This window comes from Bacillus sp. G16 (assembly GCF_021282335.1).
GTDB classification, from domain to species: Bacteria; Bacillota; Bacilli; order Bacillales; family Bacillaceae; genus Bacillus; species Bacillus inaquosorum.
This window is the reverse complement of record NZ_JAJSOZ010000031.1, coordinates 1-16,721: the sequence shown is the minus strand read 5'-3', so window position 1 is coordinate 16,721 and position 16,721 is coordinate 1. Positions and strand designations below refer to the sequence as shown.

Here is a 16,721-nt window from a genome sequence, read left to right as displayed (position 1 = left end):
GCATCTCATAATACTGGTTAATAAAGTGTCCTGTTAATTCAAGTTTAAGCCCTTTTATTTTTGTCGAAGTAACAGTACATGAACTTTGTAGTACTCTTTCTTTTTTTATGTTTTCAAGAGCTTCTGTATTTGCTTCTAATAAGTGATACATAAATTCTTTATAGTACATGGGCATATCTTGTTCTTTTATAAATTGTGGTTCAATAAATCTTAAAATTTTAATAAAATCTTCAACAAAATCTTTTTGTTCTTGATGATTTAAAACAGACTTATAAATATCTCTATAATTCGGATATAAAAACAGTTTCATATGATATACAATTAAAAATTGCAAATAAGGCAGAACTATATCATATTTTTTTATTGAATCCATCAACAAAGTCATGTAACATGCATTCAACAAATACGTGTATCTTTTTTTGTTGAACCATGAACAATCAACTAATGAGTTCTCTTCTTTTCGTTTTCTATAAAAATACTTTCCTTCTGCAACTGCTCCGTATCTTCTTTCTTTCAGCAATAACTGGTTAAAAAAGATAGCGTCTTCCCAAAACTTTATAGATTCATCAAACCGGGCGGTACTATTTAATGTATGTCTTCTGTAAAAAGTGCCGCCAATATAAAAATGAATAGCCTTATAATCGTTGAGAATATTTATAACTCTAGTTCCTTTTTCAAATCTATTATTTAATTTATGTTCGCCTTCTTTTTCACCTGTGTAATAAACAGGTAATACGGCAATATTTACATCTTCGGAATCACAAAAAAAGTCATAAACACTTCGCAGCGCATTTCCGGAGAATGCATCGTCAGAATCTAGAAAACCAATGAATTTAGATTTTCCACTTACATTTAATAATCCACAATTTCTTGCAGCAGAAGGCCCGGAATTTTCAATTTTTAAGAATTTAATATTATTAGGATATAAGTTTTTAAAGGATTCACAAATTTGAGGACTGCTGTCAACACTGCCATCATCTATTAATATAAGTTCTATATTTTCCTTAAAACCAATTGATTGGTTAATGACACTCTCTATTGAGTCCCTTAAATAATTCTCAGAATTATATATTGGCATTATTATAGAAAACATGTTAGTACCTCTTTATTTAGAAGTTAAAGGATCGTTTCAATTACTCTTTTAGAAGCCTTGCCATCTTCTAAATTACAAAATTCATTATAAAAATCCTCATAGTTATGATCTATATATGGATTATGTAACAACTCTTTTACTGTTTTTATAAGTTCTTCACTTGTTTGAACCAAGTTCCCTGGCGTTTTCTGTTGAAAATCAAAGTAAAAACCTCTGATGGAGTCTCGATAAGCCGGGAGATCATATACAAAAAATACAATGGGTTTTTTCAAATTCATATAATCAAAAAAGACAGAAGAATAATCTGTAATCAATAAATAACTAATTAAATATAAATCTCGAATATCTTTATATAAAGAAACATCTTTAACAAAGTCTTTATATTTCCTTAAATTAAATTTTTCTGATACTAGATAATGCATTCTTAAAAGGATAACTACAGAATCCCCAAGTTCCCTCTTCATTTCCTCTAGGTCAAATTGGAGTTTAAATTTATACTGGCCAACCTTCTTAAATTCATTGTCCCTCCAAGTTGGAGCATATAAAATAATTTTTTTATCTTCACCAATTCCTAACTCTTGCTTTACCTTATTTATTAATGATTCCTTATTTAAAGAATATAGAATGTCATTTCTCGGATAACCAGTTTCTAAAATTTGTTTTTTAAATTGAAACGCACGTTTAAAAATTTCAGTCGAATAAGCATTAGGAGAAATCAAATAATCCCATTTGCTTGCTTCCTGCAGAAAATTCTGTTTATACTTTTCAGTTGTGGTTCCGGGCATGTGCACTTCGTCCATATCATTAGCAAGTTTTTTTAACGGAGTGCCGTGCCACGTTTGTACATACAATGTGTTTTTGGGTTTTGGAATCCATAAAGGAAGCCGGCTGTTTGTAATCCAATATTTAGCTGTAGCCATGTACCAAATCCACTTAAGAGAAAACCTTTTAATATATGCCGCATCAACGCCGTCTAATGCCGACAGATATCGTTTATCAATGCTCCATATCAGTTTATAATCATATTGATCTTTATTTTCCTGCAGATATTCGTAGATTGCTCGGGGATTGCAGCTAAACTGTTTTCCAGAATAGCTTTCAAATAAAATTAATTTGTTGTTTCTCGGCAGAAGGGCAAAAATCTTAAAAAGAACTGAATAAGCCCTGACTAACAAACTTCTGCATTTATTTAAAATAAAAGATTTCATCATGAACTCCTTAAAGAGTGAAAGATTTATATTTGCGCAAGCAAGAAAAAAAGAAGCAACTGAATTTACTTCAAGCCTCTTTTAGTTAGTGCTTCTATAAGCTAGCCATGTCTTTTTTGATTTGGGTAGTTGAAATGCCTTCTGTTCTTGGAAGGTAAATGACCTCACAATATTCCTTCAAGAAGTCAAATTTCCCTTCCCAGTCATCGCCGATGACAAATGTATCTATATCGTACTTTTGAATATCTGAGATTTTTTGTTCCCAGTTTTTTTCAGGAATGACTTCATTAACAAAACCGATTGTTTCTAGAATGAATTTTCGATGTTCATAAGAATGATGCGATTTTTTTTGTTTTTGAAGATTAAATTCATCTGTAGACAGTCCTACAATTAAGTAATCACCCAGATTTTTTGCTCTTTCAAGCAGCTTCATATGTCCGTAGTGAAATAAATCAAATGTTCCGTACGTTATCACTTTCTTCATTAGATAACATCACCTTCCAACCGTTTTCAACTGAGAGTACCAGAAAAAAACCAAAAACCTTAACAGATTGTTTATAATTTCGACATATTTTTTACGTACCATTAATAATGAACAATAATAGCATAAGTTCCTATAAAAGTTAAGGCTCTTTAAAAATGTCAATCATCAGCAATTTTTGGTATCTACGTTGTATTGATGTATAAATTTTGCAGGCCTAATGTCTCATCCATACCCATTATAACAAGTTTTCTTTTTCGGAAAAATCGATTCTTTTGTCGCATTTTTAAGTGAAACGATTTTCTTTCTGCTGCGTCATTTATTCTGTACGCCCTCCTCATATTAATTCATCGTCAAAACGTGAAGGAATTGTAATGTGAATGTTAAAAGTTCCTAAAGATTTTTGTGGTAAAATAGAGTAAGATGTTTTCAGGCAAAGAGGCTTTAATCAAACTATACGAATGACACGTGTTTTTTATAGACATATAGATGAAAAGGAGGGTTGATACGATGCAAACGAAACCCATTAATCAATTAGATTTTGTAGACAGTGAACTGACTTCATTTGTATCACATTTAGAAACGTCATATTTGGATCAGAACAAAGGTGCGTTCATCGTAACAGCGAATCCTGAAATCGGATTTGAAGCGATGCAGAATCCGCGTTATGAAGCGGTTCTTTCGTCTGCTGATTTTATTTTGCCGGATGGCATTGGTGTTGTATTGGTTTCCAAAATGATTGGAAAACCTCTTCAATCCAGAATCGCCGGTTATGATTTGTTTACGTCTCTGCTTGAGAAAGCCGATCAAAAGAAAAAACGGGTTTTCTTTTACGGTGCGGCTAAGCATGTGATTGCGGAAACAATTGAGCGAGTTAAACGTGATTTTCCCGGGATTGAAATTGCCGGATACTCTGACGGCTATGTGAAAGATCAGCGTGAGGTGGCAGACAAGATTGCGGCTGCAAATCCTGATATGGTATTTGTCGCGTTAGGTTATCCTAATCAGGAGTTCTTTATCCATAAATACCGACATTTATTCCCTCAGGCTGTTGCTGTAGGGCTTGGCGGAAGCTTTGATGTGTTCAGCGGCAATGTAAAAAGAGCGCCCTCATTTTTTATCCGTTTTCACCTTGAGTGGATGTACAGGCTGATCACAAACCCTGCACGCTGGAGAAGAATGCTGAGCATTCCTAAGTATGTTACAGCCGTGCTGAAACATGAACGAGCTTCAGCAAAGCCGCAATATACAGGACAGGTCAAGGATCAATCACGCCATCTGTAATCGGTCTTAAAGGAGCTATGGTATGTAATGAAATGTATGAATCTTTCCCTGTGCCTGCGGACAATCTGTGACAGCCATTTTGAGCTGATGACAGAATGAAATCCTGGTTTGTGTTTTTTTATTATGTGTTCGTCAAAGTCATTGGCACAATGCTGTTTTGGGTCAAACCAGGAAGTCAAGTGACCCTTCTCGTTTCCTTTCCTGATAATGCCCGAGCAATATTAAAGGAATATCAGAAGGGACATTATTCCTTTCCCATTCATGTGCTGCTTACCCAGCATGCCAAATCGCTGGAAAAGGAATTTCCTTCGCTTACTGTTTCAGTTATTAACGAAAAACACCCGCTTCATATATGTAAAGCGGTCTTTTCTATGCTGAGCAGCAAATCTGTGATTGTTGATAATTATTTTGTTTTGACGACCGTTCTTACCAGCAGGCCTGATATCGAGTGTATCCAAGTGTGGCATGCGAACGGAGCGTTTAAGCGATTTGGGTTAAAGGATATCAACACACAAAACCGGTCACGGGCTGACGTAAGACGCTTTCGAAAAGTGTATGCTTCATTTGATCGGATTGTCGTCGGTTCTGAACATATGGCTGACATATTCAAGGAATTTTTCGACATAAAAGGTGATACATTTCTTCGGTTTGGTGTACCTTTAACCGATGCTTACTATGAGGCGCGGGAAAACAGCAATGACCTTAAAAGCAAATATCATCTGCCGGTAGAGAAAAAAATCATTCTGTATGCACCGACCTTTAGGGACGACCGGTTCGAAAGCTTTTCGCTGCCGTTTTCAGAAAAACACTTGCAGCATGATTTAAAAGGAGAATATTTACTTGCAGTAAAACTTCATCCTGTTATGAAGCAATCTGCTGAATTACCTGAGGATAGTGCGTGGATAAAAGATGTTTCAGACCTCCCTCTTGCAGACCTTTTAAAAATGAGCGATCTGTTAATATCAGATTATTCTTCTGTCCCTTTTGAATTTGCGCTGTTGGACAAACCCATTTTGTTTTATACGTATGATATGGAAGCTTACAGCAGAACCCGCGGTTTAATTCAGCATTATACTGAGGTGATACCCGGGGTGCCTTGCCATGATTCAGGAATGCTCTTGGACCAGCTGAAAGATATGGACAAGCTCCAATCTGAAGTGGAGCGCTTTTCACGCGAGTGGAATCTGTACTCGAGAGGGAATGCCAGTAAGCAGCTTTTAAGCTATGTACATGAGAAATCAAGCTGATCTTTATATATAATAGAGATCGGTATTGCAAATAATATGAAAACCCTTTATAAAACATTATGAGTTGTAGTAAGGAAGGAGTCATTTTATGATTTATGCTGAGATTTTAGCCGGTGGAAAAGGTTCCCGCATGGGGAACGTCAATATGCCAAAACAGTTTTTGCCGTTAAATAAACGCCCAATTATCATTCATACGGTTGAAAAGTTTTTATTAAATGACCGTTTCGATAAGATTTTAATCGTTTCACCTAAAGAGTGGATTAACCATACAAAAGACATTTTAAAGAAATTCATCGGGCAGGATGATCGCCTGATTGTTGTTGAAGGCGGCAGCGACCGTAATGAATCTATTATGAGCGGTATCCGCTATATTGAAAAAGAATTCGGCATTCAGGATGATGACGTGATCATCACTCATGATTCTGTGCGGCCGTTTCTGACTCATCGCATTATCGACGAAAACATTGATGCAGTTCTTCAATACGGTGCGGTCGATACCGTTATCTCAGCCATTGATACGATTATCGCTTCAGAAGACCAGGAATTTATTTCTGATATTCCTGTCCGCGATAACATGTATCAGGGGCAAACACCGCAAAGCTTCCGGATCAGCAAATTGGTCGAGCTTTATAATAAACTGTCCGATGAACAAAAAGCTGTCCTGACTGACGCTTGCAAGATCTGTTCGTTAGCAGGTGAAAAAGTGAAGCTGGTCCGCGGTGAAGTCTTTAATATTAAAGTAACGACACCATATGACTTAAAAGTGGCTAATGCCATTTTACAGGAGCGAATTTCACAATGATTAATCAAACGTATCGTTTAGTTTCTGCCCGACAATTTGAAGTGACGTATAAAGATAAAGTTGTCCATTCAGATAAGGTCGTCGTCCGTCCTACCCATTTATCGATCTGTGCTGCCGACCAGCGCTATTATACTGGCTCACGGGGCAAAGAAGCGATGGATAAAAAACTGCCGATGGCTCTGATTCATGAAGGAATCGGGAAAGTCATGTTTGATCCGACAGGCACATTTAAAGTCGGAACACGGGTTGTTATGGTTCCGAATACACCAGTTGAAGAGCATGAAGTCATTGCGGAGAATTACCTGCGTTCCAGCAGATTCCGTTCAAGCGGCTATGATGGATTTATGCAGGATTACATGTTCATGGCGCCAGATCGGCTCGTTGAACTTCCGGACAGCATTAATCCGCATGTCGCAGCCTTTACTGAGCTTATTACGATTGCAGTTCATGCGCTTTCCCGCTTTGAGCGAATGGCACACAAGAAGCGCGACACATTCGGTGTCTGGGGAGACGGAAATCTCGGATTTATCATGACGCTTCTCCTGAAGAAGAAATATCCGGACAGCAAAGTGTTTATCTTCGGAAAAACACCTTACAAGCTTGATCATTTTTCTTTTGTTGATGCAGCTTATCAAATTAACGACATTCCTGAGGATGTCAGAATCGATCATGCCTTTGAATGTGTAGGCGGACGCGGCAGTGAAAGCGCAATTGAGCAGATCATTGCCCATGTTCATCCTGAAGCGTGTGTAGCGCTCTTAGGCGTATCTGAATACCCTGTTGAAATTGAAACGAGAATGGTGCTTGAAAAAGGAATTACGCTGATCGGCAGCAGCCGCAGCGGACGCGAGGATTTTGCCCGTACTGTGGACTTTTTAGCTCAATACCCTGAAGTCGTTGATTATTTAGAAACATTAGTAGGCGGACGCTTCCCGGTACGCAGTATTGAGGAAATTACAAACGCGTTTGAAGCAGATTTGACTTCATCTTGGGGAAAAACTGTTATCGAATGGGAAATTTAAACAGTGAAAACATTCCTTACACGAATCGTAAAAGGAGTATTCGGCACTGCTTATAAACTATTGAGCGCTTTATTACCAGTACAGCACAACAAAGTTGTCATAGCTTCCTATCGTGAGGATCATTTAAGTGATAATTTTAAAGATGTCTATGAAAAGCTGAAGCAAGATCCGTCTCTTCGCATCACCCTGCTTTTCCGCAAGATGGATAAGGGATTGATCGGACGAGCTGCATATTTGCTTCATCTTTTCAGCTCGTTATATCACCTTGCCACGTGTCGTGTGCTTTTGTTGGATGATTATTATTTTCCTTTGTATGTTGTGCCAAAACGCAAGGAAACTGTCGCCATCCAGCTTTGGCATGCTTGCGGCGCGTTTAAAAAATTCGGCTACAGCATAGTGAACAAGCCGTTTGGCCCATCTTCTGATTATCTGAAGATTGTTCCCGTGCATTCTAACTATGATTATGCGATTGTCAGTGCACCCGCTGCCGTGCCGCATTTTGCCGAAGCTTTTCAAATGGGGGAAAAGCAGATTTTGCCGCTCGGCATTCCAAGGACGGATTATTTTTATCATAAGGAACATATTCGCACTGTACTGGATGAGTTTCATCGGGCTTATCCTGAACTTAAGCATAAGAAAAAGCTTTTGTATGCACCTACTTTTCGAGGCAGCGGACATCATCAAGAGGGTGACGCTACCCCGCTTGATCTGCTACAATTAAAATCGGCGCTAAACCATAAAGATTATGTCGTGATGCTCCATCTTCATCCGTATATGCGCAAGCATGCGCACACGGAAGAGGATGATTTTGTGCTGGATTTAACCGATTCGTACTCTTTGTACGATTTGATGGCAATCTCCGATGGACTGATAACCGATTATTCTTCAGTCATTTTCGAATACAGCCTGCTGAAACGTCCGATGTATTTTTACTGCCCGGATTTAGAAGACTACTTGGAAGAACGTGATTTCTACTATCCGTTTGAATCGTTTGTACCCGGGCCGATTTCTAAGGATGTTCCATCGCTTGTACACGATATCGAGAGTGATCACGAGGCTGATAAAAAGCGGATTGAAGCATTTTCACAGACATTTATTACCCATCAAGACGGCAAATCTTCAGAGCGGGTAGCCGATTTTATTTCATCATTTTTAACATCTGGTGCCGATTAGGAGAAAGTGAGGTACAAAGTGAAGCTGGCCAGAAAGATTAAGAACAGACTTTTCAGATCAAAAAAGAAAACGAAAAAAGAAAATGCAGCTGTCATTGTCCATACGACAGATAACAGGGTTTTTTCTCTTTTCGATAAAACCAAGCGAATTGAAGAAAACCAGCAAGTCCCTGTCAGAAAAATTTCTGAGTTTTCTTGGAATGGATCAATTCTTAAAATTGCGGGTTATATGTATATCAAGGGCCTGCCGCTTCAAAAAGAGGATCAGGTTCGTAAACGTTTATTATTGGTGAACAACGGTGTTTTATTTACAGCTGTTTCACTGCGGGATGTTCCGGTAGATCGGCTGTCAATTGATACTTCAAATGTGCCTGGGGCCTATAAGTGGGCAGGATTTTCACAGCAAATTAACTTTTCTAAGCTGATGAATGACAAGCCTCTTCCGCAGGGCGAGTATAAATTGTTTCTCGAAATTGAAGCTGTAGATGACCAAAATGTAAAACACCAGGAAGTGCATACGGTCGGAAACGTCAGCAATTTCCTCTCTAATGATGTGTATGCTACAAAGATGGAATTTCATTCTGCTAAAAAGCTGATGAAGTTCAATTTGATCGTTAACTATGATGAGGGCGAAAAGACCATTAACTTGTCTTGCAACAAACTGCAGGAAATTGATCCGAGCCTTTTGGAGCTAGATACTGGGAAAGAAGCAAACCGCTTTTTGCGTAAGCTGAATACGAGCTTGTTCCATTTTGCTTATGATGTGTTCCGTCTGCTGCCGATTAAGTCCAATAAGATCGTCTTTGCTTCTGACAGCCGGCTTGATATGACAGGAAACTTCGAATTTGTTTATGAAGAACTGCTGAAGCGCGAAGAAAACTTCGATTTCAAATTTTTCTTAAAGAGCAGCATTCGAGACAGAAAAAGCCTGTCTGAACTGATGTCTATGGCATATCATTTTGCGACAAGCAAAATCATTTTTATTGATGATTTTTATCCGATTATTTATCCGTTGAAAATCCGTAAAAATGCTGACCTTGTCCAGCTGTGGCATGCTGTCGGCGCCTTTAAGACATTCGGCTACAGCCGAATCGGGCTGCCGGGAGGACCGTCGCCGCATTCGAAAAACCATAGAAACTACACGAAGGTTATTGTCAGCTCTGAAAATATACGAAAGCACTATGCAGAGGGCTTCGGTGTAGACATTGAGAACGTCATCGCCACTGGCGTACCGCGAACAGACTTTTTCTTTGATGAAGCGAAGAAGGCATTTGTGAAAGAACGTCTATATACGGAATACCCGTTTCTTAAGGATAAGAAGGTTATTCTTTTTGCACCTACCTTCCGCGGAAACGGTCAGCAATCAGCTCACTATCCTTTTGAAGTGCTTGATTTTGACCGTCTGTATCGTGAGTTAAAGGATGAATATATCTTCTTATTTAAGATTCATCCGTTCGTACGAAACGATGCCAATATCCCTTATCAGTACAGCGATTTCTTTTATGATTTCTCTTCTTTCAGGGAAATTAACGAGCTATTGCTAGTAACAGATGTTCTGATTACGGATTACTCTTCTGTGTGCTTTGAGTATGCTTTATTAAATAAACCGATGATCTTCTTCAGCTATGATGTAGATGATTATATTCGCAAACGTGATTTCTATTACGATTACTTTGACTTTATTCCTGGTCCGCTTGCGAAAACGTCTGATCAAATGATTTCGATCATTAAAGAAGAGAAGTATAACTTTGAGCAAATAGATTCATTTGTTCACTATTTCTTCGATGATCTTGACGGAAAAGCAAGTGAACGTGTAGTTGATCAGATTGTCTTCCCTCAGGAAGAGGAGCCGTTGGACGATAAAGTCCTTAAAAGATAAATGAAAAACACCTTTTGCAGCTGCAAAAGGTGTTTTTTTATTACCACTATATTGTTTACACGCTGTTTGTATAATGAAGAAAAAAATTCCTCATATAAATCAAGTAAGGAACACTTTTATTAAATTAGATCCTTTCAGCTTGTTTCTCCTAAATTAATTAACTATTTGTTATGAAACACAGAGACCCCGCTTACAGTAATAGCAGTTAGAGATTCTATTCTAAGTAATCTTAACTTTGTACTGATCACTGTTTATGAACCAAACATTGCCTTATGAATAATTTCCATTGTTTTTTGTTTATTTAAGGGATTGTGGCCTAGTTCAGCGTCATAATATAAATGAAGTTCAATTTCTTTATCAGCTGTGAGGTGCGCCAAAGTTTTTTCACTCTTAATGGAATTAAGAAAAGGTAAAAGTTGCGTTTCCACGTCAAAACCACAAGCATAATTTTGGTAATAGAAAATTTTGGGAACATGTTTTAACTTTTGAAAAAATGCACATACATTTAATCTATACCGAAACTGCTTAATCACCTCATGTTTATCTTCATTAGGATAAAGAGATTCAAATAGTCTGTCTACATGTGATTGATAGAATGTACATACATCAGTTTGTGGATTGTTAACGATAGCATTAGCCCTAAGAAAACTAGCGAGAATTAACGACATAAACCCTCCTGCTGAACTGCCATAAAAGAATATATCTTTCGTGTTAACCTTAATCTTATAAGCAATTTCTCTTATTACATTTGTAATTGTGGCTAAATAGAAATGATTTTTTGTTCCCTGTCCCCATCCTATTGATAACTTCTGATTTATATAGAGTGTTGGATCATTAAAATAAACAACAGAATGGTTGAACTCTGTCATCCATGTATATCTTTGAAAAACTGGAGGTTTTAGTTTCACATTGTCATATGCTCCTGAGCTTAAAATGAGCAATTTATTTTGATTCAGCCTTATATTTATCAAAAACTCAAATGGCACTCCATCTTCAGTTGTAACACATAGTAAGTAGGGTTCTTCAATTCTTATTTTGTATTCCTTTAAATCGATAAATTTTATAGTCTCTTTCCTTAACTGATTTATTTCCAAACGAATCACCTTGCTTTTTTCATAATAAACAAAACCCAGAAACAATGTTTCTGGATTTTGAAACCTTTTATTTATATTTAGGAATATCATAATACAATGTATAGTTATCTAATAGAGTATACAAACTATACATTCTATTAACTTGTTTGTAAGCCCAGCCAATATCTGTAGCATATTGATGGCTTACGCTCGGTTCCCATCTCATTTTATATAGTGTATCTTGGTGATAAGTTGCATTGTGAATATAGCTTGAGCCAATAAATTTTGCTCCGCCTAAAATTGCAGCTTCAGGTGTAAACCAGCCTTGATTATATGCATATTGAGCTCCCTTGGTTACTGCATCTCCATCGTAAGCACCAATTCCATACATGTTATAAACTTTTTTGCCATTGTACATCACACCATTCGCTAACTCTGATGAACCATTTCCCGTTTCCAATAAAGAATGCGATAAGAGGTATAATTCATTGATATTATTAGATTCAGCAGCCTTAATAAAGGATTCACCTTTACCTTCCAGAATCCCTTTTCCCTTCAGGATTTTATTGTTAACTTCTATAGCTGTAAGTCCTGCGTATTGAGATAACTTTAAAAACTGAAAGTAATATTTACCACTAATGGAAAAGTTCTCTGGGTTAATATAGTAAGTGACTTCTTCTCGGCTTGCTTTTCGCCACCCCAAATTTATTTTAGCCCAGTTTCCTTCCTTGCTAATAATGGTTACCTTATCACCTTTCTGGACTTGTCCTATTATATTATCACTTTTCACTTCAGGAGATGATCTAACATTTAGATAATCAGCAGTTACTGTTGAAGTTGAAGTGTTAATATATGAGAGTGAAACATACGCAGCTGAATCCGTTTGCGGATTTGCATTCATCTGCTTTGAAATCATATCAGAAAGTGTAAGATTGTAGTTGGTATTCATTATTTGAGGACCATCTTTGATCTTAACAACTTCTGCATTTAGTCCATAAATATTAGATAATTTATTTACTGCTGATGTAGCATTTTCAATTCCTGTGAACTCTTCATTTAGGTTTATGCTATAAGTATCTTTTGATAAATTACTATAAGTAGCCCATAAATTTTTTCCTTTGAAATAGTCTAGTCCTTTATTTAAGACAGCTTCTGAATTTATAACTTCAGATGTAATTCTATAACCTTTGATTGTTGTTTTTTGAGAAACAGCCCACCATTTATTGGACTCAAAAAAATTCAGCGCTTTTTGAAGTTTTGTTTTATCACTAATTTTTTCAGTAGTAATTCTAAACTTATTTTCTCCCAGCTGATCAGTTTTTTGTTTGCTTGCCCACCATTTATTGGACTCAAAAAATGACAAACCTTTATCAATAATTTGGTCATCCAATATTGGTTCTGAAATCAAGCGATAGGATTGGTTATTTATCTCTTTCTTAACATACCACCAGTTCTTTTTTCCAAAAAAGGATTCAATGACAGCTAATTCACTTTCAGTAATATTACTGATCACCAACCTGTATGATTCTGAGTCAGGTATTTTCTCATAAGAAGCCTCAATACCAGTTTGACTTTTGGTTTCCGCCGCAGCCTTTTTAACATTATCTTCTGTAGAAAAACCGCCAGATAGTACAGTATAAGTGATCTTTGAATCACCTATAGGTTCATAACTTCCTTTAATGCTTGTTTCATTTTCAAACTTTCTTAAAACCTCTTTAATTCGCTGTTCACTTTGGAAACCGCCTGAAACAATTCGATAATAATATTGTTTCTCTCCGGTTGAAGTATAAGTCCCTTTTACTCCAGTTTGTGCTTGTAGCATATCTAGTACTTGTTTTACTTTTGATTCACCAGTGAAGCCGCCAGTGGTAATTTGGTATATGGTTTGAACATTCCCATTCTCAGAATAACTTCCATATATCCCTGTAATCTGTTCAAAATCATTTAATACATCTTTTACTTTGTCTTCTCCGTAAAATCCGCCTGTTATTATTTTAAATGCTTTTGTTGTGTTACCTGTCAGTTTATAATTAGCATCCCAGCCGGTATCGTTTTTAATTTTATTTGAAATTCCCTTGACTTTATCCTCACTAGTAAATTCATCTTTGATCGTTACTTTATATGTTGATGTGTCAGTATAAGCTAAAACTCTTTCTCCATAAAAACTCAATGTAAGAAAGAATAAAATAACGAAAGAAAAAAGGTATAAATATTTTCTCATTGAATCACTATCCCCCCCTATATTTTATAAATATCAATAATCTTATTATACATTCAAAACAGGCTTATTCAGGAAATTATGGATACTCCCTAAATTGATACATTCGCAGTCTTCTGGTACATTGCTTACAATGTTTCTTGTATCAAAAATCACTTTATTTGACATTCTGTTAATATCTTCATCATTTATCGTTTTAAATAAGCTATGATCAGTTAAAATAAGAAATAAATCTGATCCCTCCAATGCCTCTGCCAAGTTTTGAGCATTATCGGAATGGTTAACGTAAGGGTCATAAGCTCTGACCTCATATTTCTTCTCTGACTTTAGCATTTCTAAAATTTCTAATGCTGGACTTTCACGTAAATCATCAATATCTCCCTTATAAGCCATTCCTCCAATTGTAATGGTACGGCCATTAACCATTTCCATTATTTCTCTAAGTTTCTCCACTATGTAGATAGGCATTGATGAGTTAATTGACCGAGATCGACTTATTAAATCTGCTGTTTCCGGAGCTTTTGCAACGATAAAATATGGGTCAACAGCCAGACAGTGTCCACCTACACCTGGACCTGGACTATGGATATTAACCCTTGGATGCATATTAGCCATTTCAATGACATCCAAAGCATTAATATGTAAATCATTACATATCTTTGTAAGTTCATTTGCAAGAGCGATATTTACATCCCTATACGTATTCTCCATTAACTTGGACATTTCTGCAGTCTTTGCATCTGTTTTGACTATTTTACTTTTTACAAAAGTTCTATATACTTTTTCTCCAGCTTCACTGCAAGAAGGAGTTATGCCCCCAACAATTCTCATATTATTAGCAAGTTCATGGAATATATTACCAGGCATTACTCGCTCTGGACAATGCACTAGGTATATGTCTTCACCAATGGTGAACCCATTTTTCTCTAATAGAGGCTGAACATAATCCTCTATACTTCTTGGGGCAATGGTTGATTCAACTATAATAGTGCTTCTTTTTCGAATATAAGGGATAATATTATCTACTGCTTGTAATACATAAGTTAAATCACAAGACATATTGTCATTAATGTTATTAGGAGTTGGTACAGCAATAATAAAGACATCTGCGGGCTCAGGAACGAGTTGGGCTTTGAAATTTCCATTTGCTAAAGCTTCATCTAGAAGTTCTTGTAATCCTGGTTCTTCTAAATGTGCTTCACCATTATTTAGACTATCTACTACATGCGGTTGAACATCAACACCTATTACATCCACTCCATATTTAGCAAACATTACTGATGTGGGAAGGCCAATATAACCTAGGCCAATTACACAAACTTTCATTTGTTTTGAACCTCCTATATTAAATAGTAATTGGTTTTTTATAATCTTTACACATTGAATGTACAGTTGAATTCCTCAACAAATCATCTGCTGTGATATTCCATGTATGGCTATTTCGATTTGCACGTCTGACTAAACAGAAGTTCCAACTGTCATTAGAATATATAATATTTCCATTCTTCTTTGCTCTTTTAAGGAAATCTGAATCTTCTCCTCTATTTCTATCTGAAAATCCTCCCAGAGAAACAAAAACTTCTTTTTTAAATACTAAAGTTGCCCCAGAGATAAAATCAGAATATCTTTCCGCACCTGATCCAACTGTTTTTAGAATAAGCAGTTCTCTCTCTTCTAGGTATACATAATGTGCGCTCTTCCCTACAATATCGGCCCCTGAGTATTCCATTGAATGCAACATATCTTCCAAGTAGTGAGGTGCATAGTAGTCATCATCATCAAATTTAGCTATTATTTCTCCTGTAGAACACTGGACTGCTTTATTTAAACAGTGACCTAAGGACACATTTTCATCTACTTGAAGTATTTTAACCGGGAAATGAAGACTTGAAAATTTTTGTTTCCATTCCTCTGCATCCATTGAATTCTTATTTAGAATAATAATTAACTCAAGGTTTTGATAAGTTTGATGGCGAGCATTGTTATAAAGATTCTCCATATATTCAGTACGCTGAGTTGAAGAGATAATAGAGATCCTGGGTTTTTCTAACAAATTAATATCTATACCAATATGATCACAAATCTCTTGCAATCTATTTTTGTAAGTATGCGAATTTAAAACAAGTCGATGTCCTTTCTTTTCATACATTTCTCGATAAACTGGATTATGCAAAAATGTTTTTAAAATGTTAATTGTTTCTTCTTTTGAACAAGTAACAGGGACTAACTGCCCGAAATATCCCTTTATCCCTTGAGAAGGTCCAGAAATAACCATTGTTTTACTTGCCATGAGTTCAAAAACTCTTCTCGCAAACATGTGTTTACTGTTTTGCACTGAATTTACATTTACAAACATATTGTAATTTTTATACGCGACATTCATTTGACTGTAATTTAAAGATCCAACAATATGTTTTTGATATTCCTCTGGCCATGTATTGTTCACTTTTTTTTCCGCAGGCACATTATAGTAACGGTCATATATATCAATCCCAAAATCAAGCGCGGGTTTTATTATTTCTTCAATATCTCTTTTTCTAGATTCATGTTTATTATTGTAATAAGAGCCAGCAAACGCTATTCCGCCCAAGTGATGCAGGTTTTTATTTATTGGATTATGAATTTTCGGCTGAGCCGCAAACGGCAAGATTCCTACCTCATTAATTGATGAGATGTCTTTAAACCTCTCTACCGTGTTTTCGTCAGCAGTCATAATATAATCAAAATAACTGGCAGCTGTTCTAAAAAACTCAAAATTCTCATAACCTTCTTTATCCCAGAATACCGTTTTTATTTTTTGCGTCTTGCAAAATTCCGTTAGCTTCTTTAATGCTGTTCGGTGTTTGTTTTTATGTAAATTTGCAACTTCATATTGCCAATGTCCTTGATTTCCCTGCCAGCATGATTCTACAAATACAAAATGGGGATCAAATTCTATTATCTCAGTATCCCAATCTGTTTTTGATAGTCTTAAAATTTCAGCATCATGCCTAAAACATTCATAACTAAACTCATCAAGAATAGCAGCAATTCTCAAATCTTTTTTTTCATTTTTATAAATCTGTGTATGTTTTTCTATTGAATCAATGAATTGTTCTACCTTTGAAGCTTTCGATAGAGTGATGGAGCGATTAACACCAGTATTATTTGGTACGGTAATTTCTTCAAATACTTGATTGATTTTCAGTTTTTTTAAATAAAATTCCCCTCTCCCTTCTAGCCTAAATGCAAAACGATAACTC

13 protein-coding genes are annotated in these 16,721 nt (G+C 36.2%); 6 read left to right on the top strand and 7 right to left on the bottom strand.

Annotation, left to right across the window (positions count from 1 at the left end; all coding sequences use genetic code 11):
* The 3 genes from LWH95_RS20755 to tagD form a co-directional block, all read right to left on the bottom strand.
* On the bottom strand, positions 1-1,093 hold a 1,093-nt coding region (locus tag LWH95_RS20755), incomplete at its 3' end, for a glycosyltransferase family 2 protein (RefSeq protein WP_232920291.1).
* Positions 1,094-1,116: 23 nt separating this feature from the next.
* Positions 1,117-2,301, bottom strand: a complete 1,185-nt coding sequence (locus tag LWH95_RS20750; RefSeq protein ID WP_232920292.1) for a CDP-glycerol glycerophosphotransferase family protein — start codon at positions 2,299-2,301, stop codon at positions 1,117-1,119.
* A 94-nt stretch (positions 2,302-2,395) separates the two neighbouring features.
* Positions 2,396-2,785 carry a glycerol-3-phosphate cytidylyltransferase gene (gene tagD, locus LWH95_RS20745; RefSeq protein WP_003235514.1) on the bottom strand — a complete coding sequence of 130 codons (390 nt, stop codon included), beginning with the start codon at positions 2,783-2,785 and terminating at the stop codon, positions 2,396-2,398.
* Positions 2,786-3,292: 507 nt separating this feature from the next.
* On the opposite strand from tagD, the gene LWH95_RS20740 reads away from it, so the two are divergent.
* The 6 genes from LWH95_RS20740 (at position 3,293) to LWH95_RS20715 (ending at position 10,188) form a co-directional block, all read left to right on the top strand.
* A complete protein-coding gene (locus tag LWH95_RS20740; protein WP_003235516.1) occupies positions 3,293-4,066 on the top strand; it encodes a WecB/TagA/CpsF family glycosyltransferase in 774 nt (257 codons plus the stop codon).
* A 95-nt stretch (positions 4,067-4,161) separates the two neighbouring features.
* Positions 4,162-5,313, top strand: a complete 1,152-nt coding sequence (locus tag LWH95_RS20735; RefSeq protein ID WP_232920290.1) for a CDP-glycerol glycerophosphotransferase family protein — start codon at positions 4,162-4,164, stop codon at positions 5,311-5,313.
* Positions 5,314-5,401: 88 nt separating this feature from the next.
* The gene (locus LWH95_RS20730) at positions 5,402-6,115 is read left to right on the top strand and encodes an IspD/TarI family cytidylyltransferase (RefSeq protein ID WP_003235520.1); all 714 of its coding nucleotides are present in this window, start codon (positions 5,402-5,404) and stop codon (positions 6,113-6,115) included.
* The gene (locus tag LWH95_RS20725; protein WP_003235523.1) at positions 6,112-7,137 is read left to right on the top strand and encodes a ribitol-5-phosphate dehydrogenase; all 1,026 of its coding nucleotides are present in this window, start codon (positions 6,112-6,114) and stop codon (positions 7,135-7,137) included. Before LWH95_RS20730 ends, LWH95_RS20725 begins: the two co-directional genes overlap by 4 nt.
* A gap of 3 nt (positions 7,138-7,140) precedes the next feature.
* Positions 7,141-8,310, top strand: a complete 1,170-nt coding sequence (locus tag LWH95_RS20720; protein ID WP_148982483.1) for a CDP-glycerol glycerophosphotransferase family protein — start codon at positions 7,141-7,143, stop codon at positions 8,308-8,310.
* A gap of 18 nt (positions 8,311-8,328) precedes the next feature.
* Entirely contained in the window at positions 8,329-10,188 is a 1,860-nt protein-coding gene (locus LWH95_RS20715; RefSeq protein WP_332880200.1) for a CDP-glycerol glycerophosphotransferase family protein, read from the top strand.
* Positions 10,189-10,439: 251 nt separating this feature from the next.
* Here the strand turns inward: LWH95_RS20715 and LWH95_RS20710 are convergent, their stop codons facing one another.
* From LWH95_RS20710 to LWH95_RS20695, 4 genes are all read right to left on the bottom strand, one after another.
* Positions 10,440-11,282: a glycosyl transferase family 2 gene (locus LWH95_RS20710; RefSeq protein WP_232920288.1), complete on the bottom strand. Its 843-nt coding sequence runs from the start codon at positions 11,280-11,282 to the stop codon at positions 10,440-10,442.
* Between the two features lie 67 nt (positions 11,283-11,349).
* Positions 11,350-13,482: an N-acetylglucosaminidase gene (locus tag LWH95_RS20705; protein WP_232920287.1), complete on the bottom strand. Its 2,133-nt coding sequence runs from the start codon at positions 13,480-13,482 to the stop codon at positions 11,350-11,352.
* A gap of 45 nt (positions 13,483-13,527) precedes the next feature.
* Positions 13,528-14,805, bottom strand: coding sequence for a nucleotide sugar dehydrogenase (locus LWH95_RS20700; RefSeq protein WP_232920286.1), 1,278 nt, complete (start codon positions 14,803-14,805; stop codon positions 13,528-13,530).
* A 19-nt stretch (positions 14,806-14,824) separates the two neighbouring features.
* Positions 14,825-16,721: glycosyltransferase family protein (locus LWH95_RS20695; protein ID WP_232920285.1), on the bottom strand; the 1,897-nt coding region annotated here is incomplete at its 5' end.